This window comes from Paenibacillus sp. FSL P4-0127, assembly GCF_038007325.1.
In the GTDB taxonomy this organism is placed as follows: Bacteria; Bacillota; Bacilli; order Paenibacillales; family Paenibacillaceae; genus Fontibacillus; species Fontibacillus macerans.
Window position 1 is genome coordinate 2,539,768 of record NZ_JBBOWY010000001.1, and the last position, 21,750, is coordinate 2,561,517.

General features: G+C 53.0%; 20 protein-coding genes and 3 tRNA genes. 12 read left to right on the forward strand and 11 right to left on the reverse strand.

Going from position 1 to position 21,750, the window contains the following annotated elements; translation table 11 throughout:
* The first annotated feature begins 79 nt into the window (after positions 1-79).
* A complete protein-coding gene (locus NYE74_RS11410; RefSeq protein ID WP_036620413.1) occupies positions 80-1,045 on the forward strand; it encodes a LacI family DNA-binding transcriptional regulator in 966 nt (321 codons plus the stop codon).
* A 166-nt stretch (positions 1,046-1,211) separates the two neighbouring features.
* Here NYE74_RS11410 and asnB read toward each other — a convergent pair whose 3' ends face one another.
* Positions 1,212-3,056 (reverse strand): asparagine synthase (glutamine-hydrolyzing), encoded by a 1,845-nt coding sequence (asnB, locus tag NYE74_RS11415; RefSeq protein WP_036620416.1) that lies wholly within the window; start codon positions 3,054-3,056, stop codon positions 1,212-1,214.
* A gap of 142 nt (positions 3,057-3,198) precedes the next feature.
* Here asnB and NYE74_RS11420 point away from each other — a divergent pair, with 142 nt between their 5' ends.
* From NYE74_RS11420 to NYE74_RS11430, 3 genes are all read left to right on the forward strand, one after another.
* Positions 3,199-3,528, forward strand: coding sequence for a hypothetical protein (locus NYE74_RS11420; protein ID WP_306308158.1), 330 nt, complete (start codon positions 3,199-3,201; stop codon positions 3,526-3,528).
* Between the two features lie 27 nt (positions 3,529-3,555).
* On the forward strand, positions 3,556-3,906 hold the full coding sequence (locus NYE74_RS11425; RefSeq protein WP_036620419.1) for a hypothetical protein: 351 nt from the start codon (positions 3,556-3,558) through the stop codon (positions 3,904-3,906).
* An 83-nt stretch (positions 3,907-3,989) separates the two neighbouring features.
* Positions 3,990-4,063: transfer RNA gene (locus tag NYE74_RS11430), tRNA-Arg, on the forward strand.
* 58 nt (positions 4,064-4,121) lie between these two features.
* On the opposite strand, the gene NYE74_RS11435 is transcribed toward NYE74_RS11430, so the two are convergent.
* From NYE74_RS11435 to NYE74_RS11470, 8 genes are all read right to left on the reverse strand, one after another.
* Positions 4,122-4,856, reverse strand: a complete 735-nt coding sequence (locus tag NYE74_RS11435; protein ID WP_036620423.1) for an ABC transporter permease — start codon at positions 4,854-4,856, stop codon at positions 4,122-4,124.
* A 13-nt stretch (positions 4,857-4,869) separates the two neighbouring features.
* Entirely contained in the window at positions 4,870-5,577 is a 708-nt protein-coding gene (locus tag NYE74_RS11440; RefSeq protein WP_036620424.1) for an ABC transporter permease, read from the reverse strand.
* Positions 5,574-6,482 (reverse strand): ABC transporter ATP-binding protein, encoded by a 909-nt coding sequence (locus NYE74_RS11445; RefSeq protein ID WP_036620428.1) that lies wholly within the window; start codon positions 6,480-6,482, stop codon positions 5,574-5,576. The genes NYE74_RS11440 and NYE74_RS11445 overlap by 4 nt, the downstream gene beginning before the upstream one ends.
* Before the next feature lie 93 nt (positions 6,483-6,575).
* Complete coding sequence (locus tag NYE74_RS11450) at positions 6,576-7,673, reverse strand: sensor histidine kinase (RefSeq protein WP_278740258.1); 1,098 nt, start codon at positions 7,671-7,673, stop codon at positions 6,576-6,578.
* The gene (locus NYE74_RS11455; RefSeq protein WP_036620430.1) at positions 7,670-8,383 is read right to left on the reverse strand and encodes a response regulator transcription factor; all 714 of its coding nucleotides are present in this window, start codon (positions 8,381-8,383) and stop codon (positions 7,670-7,672) included. The genes NYE74_RS11450 and NYE74_RS11455 overlap by 4 nt, the downstream gene beginning before the upstream one ends.
* 431 nt (positions 8,384-8,814) lie before the next feature.
* A tRNA-Gly gene (locus NYE74_RS11460) sits at positions 8,815-8,888 on the reverse strand.
* Between the two features lie 80 nt (positions 8,889-8,968).
* Complete coding sequence (locus NYE74_RS11465; protein ID WP_036620434.1) at positions 8,969-9,346, reverse strand: hypothetical protein; 378 nt, start codon at positions 9,344-9,346, stop codon at positions 8,969-8,971.
* Between the two features lie 143 nt (positions 9,347-9,489).
* Complete coding sequence (locus tag NYE74_RS11470; RefSeq protein ID WP_341004800.1) at positions 9,490-9,984, reverse strand: glutathione peroxidase; 495 nt, start codon at positions 9,982-9,984, stop codon at positions 9,490-9,492.
* A gap of 522 nt (positions 9,985-10,506) precedes the next feature.
* Between NYE74_RS11470 and NYE74_RS11475 the strand changes: the two genes are divergently transcribed.
* From NYE74_RS11475 to nikC, 5 genes are all read left to right on the forward strand, one after another.
* Positions 10,507-11,496 (forward strand): ABC transporter ATP-binding protein, encoded by a 990-nt coding sequence (locus tag NYE74_RS11475; protein ID WP_036620440.1) that lies wholly within the window; start codon positions 10,507-10,509, stop codon positions 11,494-11,496.
* Complete coding sequence (locus NYE74_RS11480) at positions 11,493-12,473, forward strand: ABC transporter ATP-binding protein (protein WP_036620442.1); 981 nt, start codon at positions 11,493-11,495, stop codon at positions 12,471-12,473. The genes NYE74_RS11475 and NYE74_RS11480 overlap by 4 nt, the downstream gene beginning before the upstream one ends.
* An 80-nt stretch (positions 12,474-12,553) precedes the next feature.
* A complete protein-coding gene (locus NYE74_RS11485; protein WP_036620444.1) occupies positions 12,554-14,215 on the forward strand; it encodes an ABC transporter substrate-binding protein in 1,662 nt (553 codons plus the stop codon).
* Positions 14,216-14,255: 40 nt separating this feature from the next.
* A complete protein-coding gene (locus tag NYE74_RS11490) occupies positions 14,256-15,260 on the forward strand; it encodes an ABC transporter permease (protein ID WP_036620446.1) in 1,005 nt (334 codons plus the stop codon).
* A 12-nt stretch (positions 15,261-15,272) separates the two neighbouring features.
* On the forward strand, positions 15,273-16,169 hold the full coding sequence (gene nikC / locus NYE74_RS11495) for a nickel transporter permease (protein WP_036620448.1): 897 nt from the start codon (positions 15,273-15,275) through the stop codon (positions 16,167-16,169).
* Positions 16,170-16,352: 183 nt separating this feature from the next.
* Here the strand turns inward: nikC and NYE74_RS11500 are convergent, their stop codons facing one another.
* Positions 16,353-17,570 (reverse strand): IS1595 family transposase, encoded by a 1,218-nt coding sequence (locus NYE74_RS11500; RefSeq protein ID WP_341004801.1) that lies wholly within the window; start codon positions 17,568-17,570, stop codon positions 16,353-16,355.
* Positions 17,571-18,232: 662 nt separating this feature from the next.
* Between NYE74_RS11500 and NYE74_RS11505 the strand changes: the two genes are divergently transcribed.
* Positions 18,233-19,186 carry an L-lactate dehydrogenase gene (locus NYE74_RS11505; RefSeq protein ID WP_036620450.1) on the forward strand — a complete coding sequence of 318 codons (954 nt, stop codon included), beginning with the start codon at positions 18,233-18,235 and terminating at the stop codon, positions 19,184-19,186.
* A 192-nt stretch (positions 19,187-19,378) separates the two neighbouring features.
* Positions 19,379-19,996, forward strand: a complete 618-nt coding sequence (locus NYE74_RS11510) for a GNAT family N-acetyltransferase (protein WP_036620452.1) — start codon at positions 19,379-19,381, stop codon at positions 19,994-19,996.
* 170 nt (positions 19,997-20,166) lie between these two features.
* Here the strand turns inward: NYE74_RS11510 and NYE74_RS11515 are convergent.
* Positions 20,167-20,240: transfer RNA gene (locus NYE74_RS11515), tRNA-Arg, on the reverse strand.
* Positions 20,241-20,714: 474 nt separating this feature from the next.
* Between NYE74_RS11515 and NYE74_RS11520 the strand changes: the two genes are divergently transcribed.
* On the forward strand, positions 20,715-21,596 hold the full coding sequence (locus NYE74_RS11520; protein WP_082208023.1) for a hypothetical protein: 882 nt from the start codon (positions 20,715-20,717) through the stop codon (positions 21,594-21,596).
* The last annotated feature ends 154 nt before the right edge of the window (positions 21,597-21,750 follow it).

A 21,750-nucleotide genomic window follows, 5' to 3' on the forward strand; every position in this document is an offset into this window, starting at 1 on the left:
GGATAACGGAACTTTTTGGCACAAATCAACGAGTCTAATGGCGCAAGACAGGGTGTGACAACGTAAGGAGCGAGGAGCATTGGTAAGCATTAAGGATATCGCGAAAAAAGCCGGGGTTTCCATATCAACCGTGTCATACGCCCTAAACGGCAGCAGCAAGGTGACGGATGAGACCCGCTCGAAAATTTTGGCGGTTGCCAAGGAACTGAATTATGTGCCGAATGCGGCGGCGAGAACGTTAAAGAAGCGGGAGTCCGGAATTTTGGGCGTGTTTTTAACGGATTTCAAGGGGGATGTTTACGGCGACCTGCTGGACGGAATGAAAGAGGTATGCAACGGCCGGGGTTACGATCTGATCGTATGCAGCGGCAAAAGGGCGCACCGGATGCTTCCCGAGCGGATGATCGACGGGGCCGTTATTTTGGACCAGACGTTTAAAAATGAAGAGCTGCTCAAGTATGCGGACCGCAACCATAAAATCGTCGTGCTCGACCGGGAGCTGGACCATCCCAACATCAATCAGGTGCTGCTGGACAACAAAGCGGGCGCCGCGTTGGCTGCCGAATATTTGCTGGAGCAAGGGCACCGGAAGATATATGTGGTGTCCGGTCCGGAGGGTTCGTTCGACTCGACTCAGCGGATGAAGGCGGTTAAAATGGTGGCGGACCGCGCCCGGGAAGCGGAATGGATCGAAATCGCCGGCGATTTCAAAAAAAGCGGCGGGGAGCGGGCCGCCGAGCAGGTGATCCGGGAATACTCCGGACCGGCGGCCGTTTTTTGCCTGAACGACGAAATGGCGATCGGCTTCTGGAACCGTTTGGAGGGAACCGGCTACCGGATCGGCGAGCATATTCATCTGATCGGCTTCGACAATATCGAGCTGACGAACTATATGCAGCCGCGCCTGGCCACGATCAATTACTCGAAACGCAAATGGGGGGCGCTCGCCGCCGAGCAGTTAATCAAAATTTTGGCGGGTGAGCAGGTTGAACACGAACGGATTTACGTTACTTTGATCAAAGGCGAATCCGTGGGAAAAATTTGACTTGGCTTGATTTGACGTCCGAGCCCGCTAAACCGGGAAAAACGGATTTTAAGGGAAAAAGAACGGGATTCACGGGGAATTGCCCCCGTGACCCGTTCTTTTTTGAGGTTACTGGTCAGTAGTTGTAAAAGGTACACTTATTCATCCGGATATCCAGTCAGTTCCGTTAGCGGAACTCGATGCCATAAGTTTTTAACCAGTGGTTAACCTGGGACAAATAAGCGAACAGCTGCGGTCCGGACATGAGTTGGCCGAACCACGGCAGGTTCGAGGAAGATTCCTCGGAAGCGGCGATGGAGCGGATTTTGCCGCTATCGATCAGCGGCAGAATCGGCGATGACGGATCATCCAAAATGGACAGCATTTCGCTGCGGACGGCGGTTAAATAGTTCGGATTATGGGTTTTGGGATATGGGCTTTTTTTGCGGTACAGTACGTCTTCCGGCAAAATGCCCTCGAGCGCTTTGCGCAGGATGCCTTTTTCCCGGCCTCCGGTCGTCTTGATCTCCCAGGGGATATTCCATACGTACTGCACGAGCCGGTGGTCGCAGTAAGGGACGCGAACCTCCAGGCCGGCGGCCATGCTCATGCGGTCCTTGCGGTCGAGCAGCGTCGGCATGAAGCGGGTGATGTTCAAATAGGACATGATGCGCATGCGGGCCCGCTCCCCGGATTCGCCTTCCAGCTTCGGGGCTTCGGCCACGGCTTCGCTGTAGCGGTCCGCGATATACTGCTCCGGTTTGATCCACTCGCGGATTTCCGGGGCCAGCAGATCCGCGCGCAGCCCGGTCGCCACCGACCAGGGGAACGTCCCGGAGTTCAGCAGCTCCTCGCGGTGGAACCAGGGGTAGCCGCCAAATACTTCATCCGCCGCTTCGCCGGAAATGGCCACCGTGGCCCCCTTTTTGATTTCCCGGCAAAACAGCAGCAGCGACGCGTCGATATCGGTCATGCCCGGCATGTCGCGGGCGACGGTCGAGTCGGGCAGGGCGGCGACAAGCTCGGGAGTGTCGAACGTAATCGCGTGATGCTCCGTGCCCAGTTCCTCGACCATCCGCTTGATCCACGGGCCATCCGCGCCCGGCTGGTAGCTGTGGGCTTTAAAATGTTTGTCGTTATCCACATAGTCGATCGAGTAGGTGTGCACCCGGCCTTGGCCGGTCCGCTTGTAGTAATCGACGGCAAGCGCGGTCAGCGCGCTGGAATCCAGGCCTCCCGACAGCAGCGTGCAGACCGGCACGTCGGAAATCAGCTGCCGCTCCAGCGTATCCTGCAGCAGCCGGCGGATGGCGGCGGCCGTCGTTTCCACGTCATCGGTATGAGGCTCCGCCTCCAGCTTCCAGTAGGCGTATTTCCGCAGTCCGGACCGGTTGTAAATCATGACGTGGCCGGGGCGCAGCTCCTTGAGATCCTTGTAGACGCCATGGCCGGGGGTTCGGGCCGGCCCGATGACGAAAATTTCGGCAAGCCCTTCCGCTCCCACGACCGGTCTGACTTTGGGGTGCTGCAAAATGGCTTTAGGTTCGGAGCCGAAAATCAACGTTCCGTCCACCTCGCTGTAGAACAGCGGCTTGACGCCAAGGCGGTCGCGGGCGAAAAAAACATGCTGTCTAACGCTGTCCCAGACGGCAAAGGCGAAAATGCCGTTAAGCCGGTATACGCAATCCGGCCCCCATTCGATATACGATTGCAGCAGCACCTCCGTATCGCAGGTCGTTTGGAACTTGCGGCCCCGCCGCTGCAGCTCGGCCTTTAATTCCGGCGCGTTATAAATCTCCCCGTTGTATACGATGGTGAACACCGCGTCTTCTTCATGGATGATCATCGGCTGGGCTCCGTTCTCGGGATCCATGACGCTAAGGCGCCGATGGCCAAAAGCGCAAGGGCCCGAAATCCAGGTTCCCTGCGCATCGGGGCCCCGTTTTTCCAGACAGGATGTCATGGTCTGTACAAGGTCCGATTCTTTGGTCAAATCCCGGTTCCATTCGATAAAGCCGGTTATTCCGCACATTTTTGCAATCTCCTTTCTGCATTGCTTTACGTTCCCCGCTTGCCGACCGGGCGAAAAGTATTAACAAATTATGCCGAACAAAGGCATAAAATGTCTGTCCATCATGGAAAACTATGACCGTCAAGCAGGAGAAAGGGGAGATATGGCGTTGGAAAAGAAACGGTACTACGTTTCCGTGCAGGGTCGTTCGGTGCTCGACGATCCCGGCGCGGCGGCCTATGAATGGGCGGTCGAGGCAACCTCGGAGGAAGCCGATACGTTAAAGCACCTGCTCGGTCAGCTTGACGAGAAGGAAGAAAGCACTTTTTTGGCCTTCACCTTTCCTTGGCCGGATACGCCGGAAGGCGATGTCAACCAAAGCTATCAAAGCGTTGTGAGCGGCCTGTTTCGGGAAATTTACCGGCTGGGCACGGCGGAGACCAGGGAGCAGCTGGAGCGGGCGGGGTACCCGGGCAAGCTCTGGCCCATTTAAAGCTCCGGGAAAGGAACGATACCGAGCATGTATTACATCAAAGACGCGGAATTCAGACGGATGGACGAGCATTTGGGGCGTCCTTGCGCCGTCATCCAGGTGCGGCCGGGGGCGGTAGGCGATCCCGATCTGTTCGTCTATATTGCCCGTTCCGATCAAGGCGCTGGCTGGGAAATCATCCGCATGATCCGAAGCGACGCCCAGCCGGAAATCGATTGGTACGACAACAACATGCATCAGGCTTATGCGGAAGTGGCCGAAGAAAACTTCGGGGATACCGGCTGGCCTGAGCCAGCTAAGCAGCGCCGGCTATTCCTGGAAAATTTGCTTGCCCACGAGGCGATCGCGGCAAAGATTAATGAGCTTCCTCCCAAATGACGGATTTTTTTGTACAAACGGCTTTGAAAAAATAAAAAGGATGCGCTATAATAATTAACGCATCCTTTTTTATTCATATTTGTGTCCCAGTAGCTCAGCTGGATAGAGCAACGGCCTTCTAAGCCGTCGGTCGAGCGTTCGAATCGTTCCTGGGACGTTTCCTTCGATATTTCTCGAGGCCCGTAGATACGGGCCTCTTTTTAGCTTATAGTTGCTCACATCCAATCCCTGCGCACAAAATGCCGCAGACCGGCCGCAAGATAGACGAGGAAGGTGAAGGCGAGAATCAGGACAAACGAACCGGGCTCCAGCCTTGGAGAGAGAGGCAGTCCTTGCGGAAACATGGCATAATACGGCGGGGCGAAGGGGAACCATGCCCCGATAAATCCTTCGAAACCCGTAATGACGATATTCGGGATCACCGCCGAGATGCTGAACAACAGGGCGATTCCGAAAGATTTGAAACGGGTCGACAGGTAAATCTGCAGCATGGCCAGGGGAAAAGCTGCCAGCCATCCGCCGGTCACGCCGGTCAGCACGGTTTTCCAGGGAATAACGCCCTCTACATGAATGAGGTTTCCGGTTGCCAGGTACCCGGCCAAAAAGGCAAGCTGTGCGATCGCCAATAAAACGACCAGCATCAAAAACTTGGACAAATAGATTTTCCAGCGCGGAAACGGCAGGGTGAGCAGCTGCTTCCACGCTCCGTTTTTATGTTCATAGAAGCAGAGGAATGCCGCAAATATGCCGGCGAACAGAGGCAGAATAAACATCCCGTGTAAGGAAACCGCTTGAAAATAAAGGGTGGTCCAATCGGGCGCAAAGTAATCGGTCAAAGACGCGACATGTTCCGCGGCCAGCGCAAAGCTTGCCGTTATGTCCATGAGAACCAACAATAAAATCAACAGCCATCTGACTTTTCCGGCTTCCGCAAAAAATAAACTTAGCATATCCATCTTCCTCCTATTTGATCTCCATGGCGCGAAAGCCTACGGCTCCGCCCCAAAGCAAAACCAATCCTAACCCGGCTCCCAGCATGATCCAATGGGTATACCCGCCGATAAAAGGGCTGGCCATGGAAGGGTAGGCCCACGGCAGGACATATAAGAGTGTTCCGCCGAATCTGGCGATAAACAGACTGGAGATGGCGCCAAGCACGCCGACCGCCAGCGGGAATGTCTGATTGGAGAAGCGTAGCGACAGAAATAATTGTATTCCCAGGACCGGCAGGGACGCGCCAAAGCAGCCCAGGACCTGCTTAACCAAAAACGGGAAGGGAAGTGTCAAATCGGTGTAAGCGAGCCATATCCCTGCCGTTCCGCCAATAATGAGCGCGCAGCATCCCAGCATCAAGGCCCCGATCCAGATCGCCTTGGCAAAATAGAAAGCCGTTCGGTTGACGGGCAGGGAAAACAGCAGCTTTAATCCTTGCGCTTGATGCTCCGGTTCGGACATGGTGCTGCACAACAAGGAGATGGTCAGCAGCATCGTAAAGGACAAAAACATATACAGCACATTAAACCCCGTATAGACGCCAGCTTCTCCCTGACGAAAATACAGGTACCACTCCATGCAGCTGAACAACAGCAAAATTACCGCGCTGATGACCGGAATCCATAGGCAGATTTTTTTCATCTTCAGATACTCGGCGGAAAGCGCCCTTTGCATCATAAGCTTTCCCCTCTCCCCGTCAGCTGCAAAAAGATTTCCTCCAGGGATGCGGTGACTTCCTTGACCTGGTGTAAGGTGAACGGTTGAAGCAGCTTGAAGATGTCAGCTTGGCTCATCCGCTCGGTAACCGTAATCAGCAGCTGGCTCCCGTAGCGCTCGATTTCCGCCCCGCCGCCGGCAAGCACCCGGTACGCTTCATCGGTCCGGTCCGCAATAATCGCCAGCCGTACCTTATTTCTCTTTTCAAGCTCCTGAATCCGGTCTTGAAAAATCAATTTCCCGTTCTGGATAATCCCCACGTAGTCGGATACGGCTTGGATCTCGCTCAAAATATGGCTGGACAAAAAAATGGTTATCCCCTGTTCGCGGGATAACGACAGCAGCAAATGGCGGATTTCTTGAATCCCGGCCGGATCAAGGCCGTTGATCGGCTCGTCCAGTATTAATATCCGCGGCTTGCGGATCAAGGCTTGCGCGATGCCTAACCGCTGCTTCATCCCAAGCGAATATCCTTTGACCGTCTGCTTGGCATAGGGAGTGAGCCGAACGGTATCCAGGGCTTCGCGAATGTTGCTTTCCGGCAAGTCCAACAGCTTCGCAATCAATTTAAGATTTTGATAGGCCGATAAATGCCCGTAATAGGAAGGCGCTTCAACCAATGAACCGATATTTCGCAAAATGGCTTCGCGGTGATGCGAAAGCGAGCGCCCCATGATTTGAATCGTGCCTTCGTCCGGCCGGATCAAGCTGAGCAGCATGCGAATGGTCGTTGTTTTCCCGGCGCCGTTCGCCCCTAAAAATCCGTAGATTTTCCCTTCCGGAACACGCAAGTTAAGCTGATCGACGGAAACGCGTTCGCCGAAACGCCGCGTCAGGCCGCCTGTTTCAATGATATATCCGGACACAAGCTTCTCCTCCTGTTTTTCTTGTTATAGCAGGAGTATTGCGCATGAGTCTTTTTCTCAAGTAAACGAAAGTAAAATCTAAGTAAAATCGTATTATGGCGGCGGCAATTCGATCAGAATGGAGGTTCCGCGCTCCGGCGCGCTTTCCGCGCGGATCGAACCGCCATGCAGCTCGATCAATTGGCGGGCGATCGCCATACCGAGCCCCGACCCCTCCGCCGGCTGGTGCGTTGGCATTCCCCGATAATAGCTTTCAAACAGATTGTTCCGGGTTTGCTCGTCCATTCCCGTCCCATTGTCGGCAACCTGGATACAAAAAACAAGGGGCTTCTTGCTCACCGATACGCGAATTTCCGTGCCCGGAGGATTATGAATGACGGCATTGACAAGGATGTTTTGCATTGCCCTTTGCAGCAGCGCGGTGTCCGCTTCCAGAAAACATGTGTCCAACTCGGTTTCATAAGCAAAAGCATACTCTGCGGAGCGCGGAGAATTGGCCGTATCCAACGTTATGCGCCGCAGAAATTCAACCATTTCCGTGCGCGTTTTTTGCAAAGCGATTTTCCCGTTTTCGGATTGGAAGGATGCGTTTAAATCGTCGATCAGCTTTTGAATATGCATGGATTTTTGTTCGATCTTGGCGCCAAACGTTTTCACTTCGCGTTCGGACCAGTTGTACCGCTCGGCGGCAATCATCGAAGCATACCCCTGAATATAGGACAGCGGCGTCTTCAGATCGTGCGTGATCCCGGCCAGCCAGTCGCGGCGGCTTTTTTCCAGCGTCCTTCGGTCCGTTTCGCTTTGTTTTAATTTGTCCGTCAAAATCTGCATCTGGATGAGGAGGTCTTTGTATAAAAACTGTTTGCTTTTCTGAAAAATCGGGGTTCCGCTAAATAAAAAACCGGTTGCGGCAGGTTCCTGAAAAGTTCCTTGCGACAGCGCCTGAATCCAATGAACAATGTGCAGAATAGGCTTTATGATTAACAGAAAAAACAAGTAAGCCACAGCCGCCCCGGAAAGAAGCGTTGCGGTGTGGCGAAAAATTCCCCAGTCCATAGCCCGGAGTACGGGGACCGCTTGCTTGACAAAACTAAAAAGATTGGTAAGCAAACCTAAGCTAAGGAAATAAACCATCAATGGGATTACCATCAAGGCAAGGATTTTTATGCTCATTTTCAGCGAGGTTTTCATTGTCTGGTCTCTCCCTGTTTATGCGGGATGAATTTATACCCTAGTCCGCGAATGTTCTTGATATATTTCGGCACCTGGGCGTCGGGCTCGATTTTTTTGCGGATCTTGGAAATATGCATCACGACGGTTTTGTCATCGCCCATATTCAGCTGTCCCCATACGTTTTCATATAATTGGGCCGCGGTAAAAATCCGGTTCGGATGCTCGGCAAAAAAGAGCAGCAGCGAATATTCCAATGCCGTCATTTCCAAAGGCTGTCCGTTTCGGATCACTTCGCACGACTCGGTGTTGATGCCAAAATCCGCAAATTCCAATGTTTTTGGCCGTCCCTGGCTCAAACACATCTGCCAGCGTTTTAACTGGACCTTAATCCGCGCAACAACCTCCAGGGCGTTAAAAGGTTTGGTGATATAGTCATCGCCGCCCATGGCAAATCCCACGAGTTTATCGTAGTCCGAGGTTCTCGCCGTCAAAAAAAGCACGGGCGCCTCCGTTTTCTTGCGCAGTTCCATACAAAGCTCCAGCCCGCTCATATCGGGCAGCATCACATCAAGGACAATCAGTTGCGGCTCAAACTCTTCAACTAATTGCAGCGCCCTTTGCCCTGTTTCCGCCCGTTCAATGGATCGGAACCCTTCTTTGTTCAAGATCGTTTCCAACATATCGAGAATGCCGGTTTCATCGTCCACCAGAAGAATGCGTTGCTCCATCGTCGCTCTCCTTATTTATATAAACTAGGTAAAAAATATCATGTGTCATTGAAAGACACTACATGAAATGCAAAAATGAAGACATTAAAAGGAGCCGTACTTGCGATACGACTCCTTCGTGCAGTAGCCGCTTTTAAGGGCGGCAGATTAAATAGGGATGATTTAGAAAATTAGACCGCAACCTTCCCCTAGGGCGGTCAATTTCTTTTTGAGGTAAGTCAGCAAAGCTACACCTCCATGGCCTCACCTCCCTTTCCGGAAGATGCGCCGACCGCCCTTGCAAGCCTTTTCTATCACTCTTATTATGGATTATAGCATATTTTCCCATAGAAGCAGCATGGTGCCGCTAACAGGTTTGCAAGCGTACCAAAAAAGCACACCTTCTAATAGTTGAGTAACCATCAGTTAGTGTGCTTATCTTTAGTCAATTATGGAGCGGGTGAAGGGAATCGAACCCTCGCCTCAAGCTTGGGAAGCTGGCATTCTACCATTGAACTACACCCGCATTTTGCCGAGCTATAAGTATTATACACCTTTGCCGTGGGAAGATCAAGTATATCCTCCCACAGCATCCGCCAGGCGCGTTTAGAGAACGACAATCCGTCCGGAAGCAGCCAGCGAGCGCAGTTCGATGTTTAACTGCTCCTTCTCGTCAGGACTTAGCTCCAGAGACAGTCCATAATGGAACACGGCCGGCTCGATCTCCTCCTGCCAGCGAATTTCGCCGTTGTACACGCATAGGTGCTCGTTCAGTTGAACGTGAACGGCCGCCCGGATATGGTGGGTGGAAGCGTGCAAATTAAGGCCGGTCCCGATTCGGCATCCCGATTTGTTGATGTCGATGAGATCGACCGTTGCCGGCTTGCTTTGAAGAGGCATATCGTCGATATGCGTAATCTCCATCTTACAGGCCAAAGGCGGCGTCAAAGTGTAGCGAAAAGGATCAGTTCTTTTTGTAGACATCAAAATGATGGCCCCCAGCTCTGTCGATATATCTCAAATTATATCGAAATCCGGGCGGATTGTCTTCTTATAAATTTTAGAGATTGTTCAAAAAGCCATCTTCTTATCACGAGGCAGGTCAAGAAGTGGATTCGGCGTCGAAGTTACTCGGTCTCAGCGGCGCCCAGCAGCCCGCGGATATCCGGTTCGACCGCGGCCGGTTCGGTGCGTGCGCTGTATTGCTTGACGATTCGGCCTTTTGGGTCGATCAAAAATTTAACGAAATTCCATTCGATATCTCCGGTTTTGTAAGGCTCCGGTGTATTTTCGACCAAGTATCGGTACAACGGGTGGGCTTGCTCTCCCTTAACGTCGATTTTGCTGAAAAGCGGAAAGGTGACTTGGTATCGGGTCTCACAGAAAGCTTTGATTTCTTCCTCCGTCCCCGGCTCCTGTTCGGCAAATTGATTGCAAGGAAAACCGAGCACAACAAACCCCTGGTCTTTATACGTGTCATAAAGGCGCTGCAGGCCCTCGTAATGCGGAGTCAAACCGCAGGCGCTGGCCGTGTTTACGATCAGCAGCACTTTCCCTTCGAAAGCTTTAAGGGTCATGGCTTTGCCGTCAATCGTCCGAACTTCAAAATCATAGATGTTCATCTTCTCACCTTCCTCCGTAAAATATGGCGAAACATACGCCAAAACAGCATTCTTCTTTATTCTACCTAAATGGGGCGGACAACTCAATTTACGTCACCAACGATTATAGCTTCGATAGAAAAAACCTTCCACAGACTTGACATCTTATAAATTTTCTATTGTCTATCATGTAAAAATACTGTAAAGTTACTAAACAAGCCGTTTTTTTGTTCGTTTAGCGGATTTTTTTAACCTTCAATTGACCATAGTTCGATTGTTTGTCACAATTTCGCTTTACTTGAATGCAGCGAAGAAGTATCCGTAAACATGTGTCCACCAATGAAGGACTTATCGGCGGTGGTTTTTGCTGTCAAACAAGCAGCTATCGGGAAGGGGCATCCTGCTACTTTAACGAATTGCAGCAAGTTAGGGTACATAAACACTAGTCCTTTATATGTGGACATTATGAAAAATATTCATGAAGCTCCGCAAAATTTTTCAAGTAGCTGCAAGCTTTAATTTTTCATGAAAAGAGGCTATTACATGATTCAACCCATTTTGCAAATTGAGGATTTGCATACTCATTTTTTCACCGACCGCGGCGAAATCCCCGCTGTGGACGGTGTGAATTTGTATGTGAATCCCGGCGAAGTGCTGGGGGTCGTCGGCGAATCGGGCTGCGGAAAAAGCGTGACCTCGTTGTCTGTGCTCAAACTGATTCCGCAACCTCCGGGCAAAATCGTCGGAGGATCGATTTTTTTCAAAGGCCGGGATATCGTTCCGCTAAAGGAGCGTGAAATGCGTTCGATCCGCGGCAACGCGATCTCGATGATCTTTCAAGAGCCGATGACGTCCCTGAATCCGCTGTATACGATCGGGCAGCAAATCGGGGAAGCGGTTCGCCTGCACAAGGGGCTCAGCAAAAAGGAAGCCCGGGCGCATACGATCGATATGCTGAAAAAGGTCGGCATTCCAAGGCCGGAAGCGATTATCGACGAATATCCCCATCAGTTGTCAGGGGGGATGCGCCAGCGGGTGATGATCGCCATGGCGATTTCCTGCAGCCCGGAGCTGCTGATCGCCGATGAACCGACGACAGCGCTGGACGTGACGATCCAAGCGCAGATTCTGGACCTGATCCGGCGCCTGAACGAGGAAAACGGAACGGCTGTGATGATGATTACCCACGACCTCGGCGTCGTGGCCGAGATGTGCCATCGCGTGGCCGTCATGTACGCGGGGAAGGTCGTCGAGGAAGGCAGCGTGCACGATATTTTCAAAAACCCGCTGCACCCGTACACGCAAGGGCTCATCAAATCGGTGCCGCGCATGGATGAGCAGCGGAAACGGCTGTTTTCGATTCCCGGCAACGTTCCTGTGCTTAGCACGCAAATGCAGGGCTGCCGCTTCGCCGATCGCTGCCCGCATGCAATGCCGGCATGCCTCACGCAGCTTCCCGAGCTGCGGGAATACGAAACGGCCCACAGCTGCCGGTGCTGGCTGCATGAAACGCCACAGGAGGATGTCGTATGAGCGAACCATTACTGCAAGTAGAGCATCTGAAAAAATATTACCCGATCGGCGGGGGGATGTTCGGTAAGTCCAAACAGCAGTTCGTCAAAGCGGTCGACGATATTTCGTTTACGGTGCAAAAAGGCGAAACGTTTGGGCTTGTCGGCGAAAGCGGCTGCGGCAAATCAACCACCGGCCGCTCGCTGCTGCGGCTGATCGAACCGACGGACGGGCGCGTCATTTTTAACGGCGAGGATATCACCGCGCTTTCCCCGGAGGAACTGCGCAAAAAACGCAAAGATATGCAAATCGTGTTCCAGGATCCGTTTTCGTCGCTGGATCCCCGCCACACCGTACAGCGCATTTTGGAGGAGCCGCTCATTGTGCATGGCGTCGGCGACGCGAAAGAACGCCGGAACATCATCGACCGGCTGATCGATGTCGTCGGTTTGACGCAAGGCCATCTGCAGCGGTATCCGCACCAATTTTCCGGCGGACAGCGGCAGCGGATCGGCATCGCCCGGGCGCTTTCGCTCCAGCCGAAGCTGATCGTCGCGGACGAACCGGTCTCGGCGCTGGATGTTTCGATTCAGTCGCAGGTGATCAACCTGCTGCAGGATTTGCAGGAGGAATTCGGCCTGACCTACATTTTTATCGCGCATGATCTCAGCGTGGTGAAGCATATTTGCGATCGGGTCGCGGTGATGTATCTCGGACGGATTGTGGAGATCGCCGAGAAAAACAAGCTGTATTCCGCGCCGCAGCATCCATATACCCAGGCGCTGTTGTCCGCGGTGCCGGAACCGGATCCGGACAAAAAGCCCGAGCGGATTATTTTGCAGGGAGAAGTGCCAAGTCCGGCGAATGCCCCGGTCGGCTGCGCCTTTCATACGCGCTGTCCGATGGCGATGGACGTTTGCCGTTCGAAACGGCCCGACCTCGCGGAAACGGAAGCCGGCCATCTGACGGCCTGCCACCTGTTTACTCAAGAGGCATAAATGGTTTATAGCCGGCATAAACGTCCGGCTTCATATAAACAAACCCATATATATTCAATGTCAAGAAGGGAGCCACACTTATGAAAGCAAAGAGATGGAGCAGTGTCATTTTGCTATTGATGCTGAGCATGGCCGTTGCCTTGACGGGCTGCGGCGGCAACGGCGGCGGAGGCAACAAAGCCGCGGGCACAAATACGGGGGCGAACACGGGAGCGGAAGCTCCGGCAGGATCCGCGCAGGATACATTGATCGTCGGACGCGGCGGCGATTCCGCATCCCTGGATCCTTCGATCGTCACCGACGGCGAATCGCTTAAAATTACGCACCAGGTGTTTGATTCCTTGCTGGAGTACAAGGAAGGAACAACGGAAGTGCAGCCGTCCCTCGCCGAAAGCTGGACGGTTTCCGAAGACGGCCTCAAATACACGTTCAAGCTGCGCCAAGGCGTCAAGTTCCATGATGGAACCGACTTCAACGCCGAAGCTGTCGTCTTTAACTTCACGCGTTGGTCCGATCCGAAAAGCGAATACAAGTTTGAAGGGGACTCTTTCGATTATTATGACTCGATGTTTGGTCCGGACGGCAAACGCGTCATTAAAGAAGTCAAAGCTATCGACGACAATACGGTGGAATTCACGCTGAATCAGCCGCAGGCGCCTTTCCTGCAAAATCTGGCCATGACCTCGTTCGGGATTGCCAGCCCAACGGCAATTAAAGAGAAGAAGGAAAACTTCAAAAACGAACCGGTCGGCACAGGGCCGTTTGTGTTCAAAGAGTGGAAACGCAACGATTCGATTACCTTGGAAAAGAACCCGAACTACTGGAAGGAAGGGCTTCCGAAGCTGAACAAAGTTATCGTTCGTTCGATCCCGGACAACTCCGCGCGCTTTAATGCACTGCAAAGCGGTGAAATCGACCTGATGGAAGACTTGACCCCAGACGATCTGGCTACGCTGCAAAGCAACCCGGATCTGCAAAAAATCGAACGTCCGTCCAACAACGTGGGTTACGTCGGCTTCAACCTGAAGAAAGAACCGTTTAACAACGTAAAAGTAAGACAAGCGCTTAGCTATGCCGTAAATAAACAAGGAATCATCGACGCTTTCTTCGCGGGCCAGGCCCAGCCGGCCAAAAACCCGATGCCGCCGTCCCTATGGGGCTACAACGACAGCATTCAGGATTACGAATACGATTTGGAAAAAGCGAAGCAACTGCTGGCGGAAGCCGGCTACCCGAACGGCCTGCCGGGCGAGTATACGTTCTACGCGATGCCGGTATCCCGTCCTTACATGCCTGACGGCAAGAAAGTAGCCGAAGTTATTCAAGCGGATTTCGAAAAAATCGGCGTTAAAGTGAACATCGAATCTCCGGAATGGGCGACTTATATTGACGATGCGCAAGCCGGTGACAAAGACGACATCTACATGCTCGGATGGCAAGGCGACAACGGCGACCCGGACAACTTCCTGTACACGCTGCTGGACAAAGACGCCATTCCGTCCAACAACTACAGCTATTACGCCAACGATGAGCTGCACGAGATTTTGAAGCAGGCGCAAGTTGAAACCGAGCAATCGAAACGCGAAGAGCTGTACAAAAAAGCCCAGGAAATCATCAAAGCCGATGCACCGTGGATTCCGCTCGTGCATACGACGCCGCTGCTTGCAGCCAAAGCCAATGTAAAAGGATACGTTCCGTCTCCGACAGGGACAGAGTACTACAGCAACATTTATTTCGAATAACGGGCGTTTTTGTTAACGCCTCTGGCAGGTGAGCCTTAACTTGAAAGCCTATATTTTTAAACGATTGTTAATCATGGTTCCTGTCCTGATCGGAATGACGATTATCGTATTCTCCATTATCCATGCGATTCCCGGTGATCCTGCGGAAACCATTCTGGGGCAGAAAGCGACGGAGCAGTCCAAAGAGGCGCTTCGGGAACAACTGGGTTTAAACAATCCGTGGTATCAGCAGTACTTTACGTATATGGGAGATTTGCTGCAGGGCGACCTGGGGCAATCGATCCGCACGAGAGTGCCGATTTCCCAAGAGATCATGCCGTATTTGGCCGCCACCGCGGAGCTGACCATTTCGGCGATGCTGTTCGCCATCATCGTTGGGGTAAACGCCGGGATCATTAGCGCGTGGAAGCAAAACTCCTGGTTTGACTACATTTGCATGCTGATTGCACTCATCGGGGTGTCGATGCCGATTTTCTGGCTCGGTCTGATGGAACAGTGGATCTTCTCCTTGAAGCTCCACTGGCTCCCTTCGATCGGCCGCATGAATCAGCGTGATCCGGTGGAAACCGTGACGAATCTGTATGTGCTCGACACGATTATAGCCGGCCGTTGGGATCAGCTGTGGACGGTGATCAAGCACTTGGTTTTGCCGAGCGTGGCGCTGGGCACGATTCCGATGGCGGTGATCGCCCGGATGACGCGCTCGAGCATGCTGGAGGTCATGAATTCGGATTTTGTCCGCACGGCGAAAGCCAAGGGGTTATCGCAATTCGTCGTCGTTTACAAGCATGCGCTTAAAAATGCGTTTATTCCGGTGCTGACGGTCATCGGCCTGCAAACCGGGGCACTGCTCGGCGGCGCGGTGTTGACGGAAACGATTTTCGCCTGGCCGGGCGTAGGACGTTATATCTACGATGCGATCAGCTCGCGCGATTATCCGGTCATTCAATCCGGCATTCTGATCATCGCTTTTATTTTCGTCTTCATCAATCTGATTGTGGATTTGCTGTACGCCGCGGTCGATCCACGCATTCGCTATCGGTAAAGGAGGGAAACCATGGCTCAAATCACTGCAAGCACAGGCGGCAACTCCGCCATTCAGGCCGAAAAGGTTTCCGGGCCTTGGCGCGATGCGTGGAGAACGTTCCGCAAAAATAAAATCGCCATGATCGGTCTGATCATGATTGTGCTGTTTGTCATCATCGCGCTGCTGGCTCCCGTGGTCGCGCCTTATGATTTTAAGGCCCAGGAGTTGGGGAACCGCTTAAAACCCCCGTCTTCCGAGCATTGGTTCGGCACGGACGACCTGGGGCGCGACCTGTTCACCCGGGTACTGTACGGGGCGCGGATTTCCCTGTGGGTTGGCACGTTTTCCGTTATCGGATCGATTATCCTCGGCACGATTCTCGGGATTCTCGCCGGGTTTTACGGGAAATGGATCGATATGATCATCTCGCGCCTGTTTGATATCCTGCTCGCGTTTCCGAGCATTCTGCTGGCGATCGCCATCGTCGCCATCCTCGGCCCGTCGCTGCAAAACGCGCTGTACGCGATCGCGATCGTCAACATTCCGACGTACGGCCGCCTGGTCCGCGCCAAGGTGCTCAGCTTGAAAAACGAAGAGTACATTACGGCCGCGCGGGCGATCGGGATGAAGAACAGCGGCATTCTGCTGCGGCACATCCTGCCGAACAGCTTAACGCCGATCATCGTGCAGGGCACGCTCGGCATCGCCACGGCGATTATTGAAGCCGCCGCACTTGGCTTCCTTGGCCTCGGCGCGCAGCCGCCGGCACCGGAATGGGGTAAAATGCTGTCCGACTCGCGGCAATTTATCGCCACGGCTCCGTGGACGGTTATTTTCCCGGGGGTGTCGATCATGCTCACCGTGCTTGCCTTCAACTTGATGGGCGACGGTTTGCGCGACGCCTTGGACCCGCGGATGAAAAATTAATAGGAATCTTGATCATTTAGCTTAACTGCCGGGAGGGATCCCGGCGGTTTTTTTTGACATTATAGATTCATAACTCAACTTTCGTAGAGCAAAAATCAGCTTAGGCCCCTGCGTTGAAAGCTTGAGGATAGGGAAGTGAGGTGGGCGGCAGATCAGCACTCCTTGTCCGGGTGCTTTGCACGATTATCCCTTTTGATCAGGCAGCAGAGAAACAGGCAAGCTCGGGAGAAAAAAATATCCGTGGAGAAGTAGATAGGTTCGAGATAATTTAGACAGGTAGAAGAAATCAGGTTTATAGAAGGTGAAGCAGACCGGAAGGAGATCGAGACAGGAGATCAAGGACAGGACGCGAGGGAAACGAAAAGACCGTGATGTTGCTATAGCCTGAACTCTTCCGCCTGCAGCAACGCCCGCACTGTTCATGCTAATCAACACCCAATTAAGTTGATCCGCATCAAGTAACCCCCACCGTTCAAACATCACGATCAGGCCGCAGCCGCAAGGGGCTGGTTCGGTTGGCGTGCGATCAGCCGGCGGTAAGGGATCGCCGGAATCGCCACACACATGCGCAGTAACTTCTGCCGCATCGTTTCTTCCGCTCCGGGCAGTCCTCCGGGCAGGCGCAGCCGGCGGCGTCCGGTGTATTCGTTCCAGGTACGCCTGCAGATGCTTCAGCCCCAAGGCTCCATACGTACTCTTCAGCGATTCCCACGCCTCTCTCACCACTCTCCGCAAGGGCGCATACAGCCGAAAGGCCTGAGGGAACAACTGTACCGCCGATGTACGGACATCCACATGCCCGTTGATGAACTCGGTTAGCTCTTGACGGTCTGCCCTTTTTTCACCTCCCCGCTTATGCGGCACCAGGCGGATTTTGACCTGCTCCGGCTCGCCCGACTCCGTGACCGTGCAGCCGGCTACGACCGCCGAGGCGTACGGATGCGAAAGCTGACACCGGGACGGATTACGCCCATACTGATCGCTGTTCACCTTCACGTCTCCGGAGAGCAGTTCCCGGGCATCGAACTCCCCCACGGCATGGCGTATTTTGTGCAGCATCGACCAGGCGGTCTTGTAGGCGACCCGGATCACCTGGCGCAGCCGCAGCGCCGAGATGCCGCCCTCCAGCAGGAATAAATCCAGGGCCTCGAACCACTTGAGCAAGGGCAGATGCGTTCCTTCAAAAATCGTGCCGACCAAAGGCGATGTTTGATGCTTGCATTTTCCGCACTCGAACAAGGGGATATGCCGGGAGGTCAGACGGCTGCACCGGGTGTGAGCGCAACGCGGGCAGACAAAGCCGTTTGGCCACTTCATCGCGATCAGCGCCTCCATGCAGTCCTGTTCGCTGTTAAAACGGCTGCTGAATGGCTGAAGTTCCGTTCCCGTATTGGCTTCCATATCGGCTCGCCCCCAAATCAAGAATATACGAACATAGGTTCCATTTATTTCATTATACCAAACGTATGTTCCCTTATCAAGCCGAAAATCTCACCTGAACCGCCTCATTTTTTCCTCATCTTTTTTGTTTTTTTCTTCTCTCTTTTTTTGGAACCCTTACTCTAGTCCCCTTGCTCCCTGCTCCCTGGACGAAAGGGATAATCGTGCAAAGGCAGGCAGCAGTCAGGGGTACCACCAAGACACGGACCCTTTAGACAGCCCCTCACCTGGTGCCTACTTGATTGGCTGGTTGACTTACAACAGCTGCTCGACTTGACCAACGAAGCAGCCCAAAAAGCCGATCAGGGTCATGTGATACCGTCAGGCTGGGAAATACCGGGGAAATGAGCTGATAAGGTCGCTGGTGTCCGTTAGAGCGGCCTCCAAAGCTTAGGAAGAGCCTCCAGTCGTTCCAAAGTAGAAATCAGAGCCATAAAAGGGCGCCGTCAGGCGTTTTTCTTATACTCTCCTGATGCTTGGCTACTCTATGTCAACTTTCCCCCATCATTTTGAAGAGCATTTGAGGGAAGATAATATGATGTCAATTATTTTCACATATATTGGGCTTCCAGTTATAGTTTAGAGAATAAGATATAGCAAAGAGAAGGGCAGGAGGCGGCGAGATGGAAAAAAAGTTCAGAAAGGTGGCCATTGTGGGTTCCGGATTGGTCGGCACGGCTTGTGCCTATTCCATGATTAACCAATCCATCAGCGAGGAAATTATGATGATCGACCGGACCTATGACCGCGCGGTGGCGCATGCGCTCGATTTGTCTCATTGCATGGATTTTACCTCGACGCGCACGAAGGTCGTTGCCGGGCGTTTGGAGGACTGTCGTGACGTTGATGTGGTGGTACTTACGGCCGGAGCTAATCCGAAGCCGGGGCAAACGAGGCTGGACGTGCTTGGGGACGCGGAAAAAATTACTCGGGATATCGTTAGCCGGCTTGTGGACGGAGGGTTTGACGGCATTTTTGTCGTCGCAGCCAACCCGGTTGATATTGTTACGTATATTGTACGCCAGGTGTCAGGTTTTCTGCGGAACCGGGTGATCGGCACCGGCACTTCGATCGATTCGGCCCGGCTTAAAACGCTGCTGTCGGAAGTGTTTTCCATCGATCCGCGCAGCGTTAACGGCTATGTGTTGGGTGAGCACGGCGATTCGCAGTTTGTGGCATGGTCGCATGTGACGATCGGCGGCAAACCGTTGCTGCACATTCTCGACCAGCACAAAGAGCGTTTTCGCCATGTCGATTTGGACGAAATCGCCAAGAAAACGAAGGATGCCGGCTGGGAGATTTTTACCCGTAAAGGCAATACACAATTCGGCATCGGCAACGCGCTTAGCTTTATCGTCCGTTCGATTCTGAACGACGAGCACAAAATTATCGCCGTGTCCGCGGTCCTTGATGGCGAATACGGGCAATCCGGGGTATGCGCCGGGGTGCCGGCCATTATCGGCGGTGGCGGTATTGTGGAGATTTTGGAGCTGAATTTGGCGGAGGAGGAGCGGCATAAATTCGAGCATTCCTGCGGCATACTTAAATCTGCGATCCAAAGTTTGCAGCGGCGGTAATCACTTATAAGCCGGTTTAACTTTTGGGACATCCGCCTTAGTTTTGAGGCGGTTGTTTTTTTGACTAAGCAAGTGCGCAAGTCAGCCGGTCGGCGTAAGCCCGACGGTGGATGGCTCGCTCCTTCCTGCGGCGGTTCTACCTTTTTGCTCCCTGTTATATAGTTAGAAAAAATAAATGGGAGCGATGGGATCATGGATGGAATTGTCATCCGGAATCTGGCCGAGCTTGGACAGGACGGTTTAAGGCAGGCGACGGAAGTTTTCGTGGACGGCTTTTTTCAATCTCTGCAGTTTTTTTCCAAGGATCGGGCGAGGTTGGTTAGGGCGCTGGAGCACGCTTTGGTCAAGGAGCGTTTTTTTGTGGCGTTAATGGATGGGAAAGTGTTGGGTATTTTTGCGTTTTCCGCGGGCCGGCTGCGGGCGTTTCGGTTGGATCGGGACGTTTTGCGCAAAGAACTAGGCTGGCTGAAAGGAAGCCTGTTCCATGCTTTCGTCCGGCAGGAGCTGGAAAAGCCGCTGGGCTTGAAGGACCGGCAGTGCTATTTCGAAGCGGTGGCAACTGCGGAAGCGGCCAGAGGCAAGGGGGTTGCCACCCGTTTGCATGACCACCTTCACGCTGTTCTGGATTTTGATGAATATATTTTGGAGGTTGTAGACACCAACACGGCAGCGGTACGTTTGTATGAGAAATTGGGATATGCCGAATTTAAAAGAAAACCGCAAAGGTGGTTTCGGAAGCAGGCGGGCTTCAACGCCAGGATATATATGAAGAAACGCGCGGACAATTCCTCGTTACGGCAACATGAATAGTGTACCGGACAGGAACATACACTCGTAATATGATTATTGTCCCATTTGGTGTGCTCTCGCTGCCGATCAAGACTCCACCAGCTAACGCGGTTGGTTTACTACGGCGAACCTTCTCAAGAAGTTCTTATCCCTTTGTACGACAAAAAAGCTCTCCGAAGAGAGCTTTTATACGTCCCAGGAGGGATTCGAACCCCCGACCGACGGCTTAGAAGGCCGTTGCTCTATCCAGCTGAGCTACTGAGACAAAATAAAATAAAATTTACAAGCAAAATTTATTGTATCACAGGATGCTTGGGTTAGCAATATAAATTTTGCACTTGATCGCAGTTTTTTGGCTCAACCTCGATAAATCGGTGTTGACCACAAGACCTGGTGACCAATCCATTCTTGATTTAATAGAAATAACGGTGAATGCAACCGTTAGAAATACGATCCACTCGAAATGTTCGCTAGTTATCCGCTTGAGAGGGCCACTCGAGAAGCTGCGCCTTCCCGTATCATCCCCCATTGTTTCGGACCCAACTTTTTCAGCAACCTGTTGTTTATCGCCCCCTCGGTTTACCCGATGAATTTGTTGGACGAGGGGGGCGGCGGCGAGTTTAACTCCGGGATTTTTGCCTTGGACCGGGTCTATGCTATAATCTCAATTAATGCAGTGCGGAAGAAAGGAGGTGCCCTTATCAGCCATTTTCGACCCGATGAGAAGGACAACATCGTATTGTTTCCGAAAACGCTCGATTACTACCAAATCGAACTGACCCGGATGCTGGAAACCGAGAGATACGGGGAAGCCGCGGATCTTTTGCGGTTTCTGCTGCAGTGCCAGGGGGAAGATCCGCGCCACTATGAAGAATGGCGGGCACTGCTGGAGTGGCTTACCGACGCTTTTCCCGAGCTTCAGAACGGTTCCCCGGCCGCGGAGGATGACGGCTATGAGACGGAAGAAGCGTTGGCCAGACGTCATGTCGAGGCAAAGCTCGAACAGGATCAGGAATATGCCGGTAAACTGCTGAGCGCGGTAATAGATAAGCCGTTGTCCGAGCAAACCCTTTTGGCTTTGGACCAGCTTGCTTATTTGGATCGTCCGGAAGTGGACGAGGCGCTGACCGAATGGTTGCATCAAGAGGAGCTCCATCCGCTGCTTCAGTATCGGGTGCTGCAGACGCTGCGCCGCCGCGGCACGGTGGGGACGCTTGCCATCGAGCGCGCAGGGGAAAAGGTGGAGATTGACATCGAGTCGGTTCCGCTGAAACCCGATGATTTCCCTCCGGCCGTGCAGGAAGTGCCCGAAAGGGTGGGTGAGCAGACTCAGGTGCACGATCCAACATTGTTTTATTTTGCCCAGGAGCTGTGGTCGCAAATTGTGATGGGTTTGTACGGCGGAAGGGACTATCGTTCGCTGATCGACGGTGACGATACGGTTATCGACATTTGGGCGGCGGCGCTTCACCAACTGGTCGCGGACAGCCTGCCGGACGGCAAAACCGACGAGGAAATCCGCGCGTTGTACGGGATTACCGATGAACATAGGCTTCGGTTTGAGCAGGTTAGCCGGTCTATCCGCCAGGTTGTGGCGGTGAGCGGTGTTCAGGAAAGATAGGCGCGGGCGAATGACCGGCTCTACGATCGGCTTTACGATCGGCTCTTGTAAAAAGATGTATTGTTGTTTATAATATAATGGTTATTCTGATCGTGTTCATAGGGACAGCTATACTGGAACCATGATAGCTGTTTTATACGCGATTCGGTTTCAG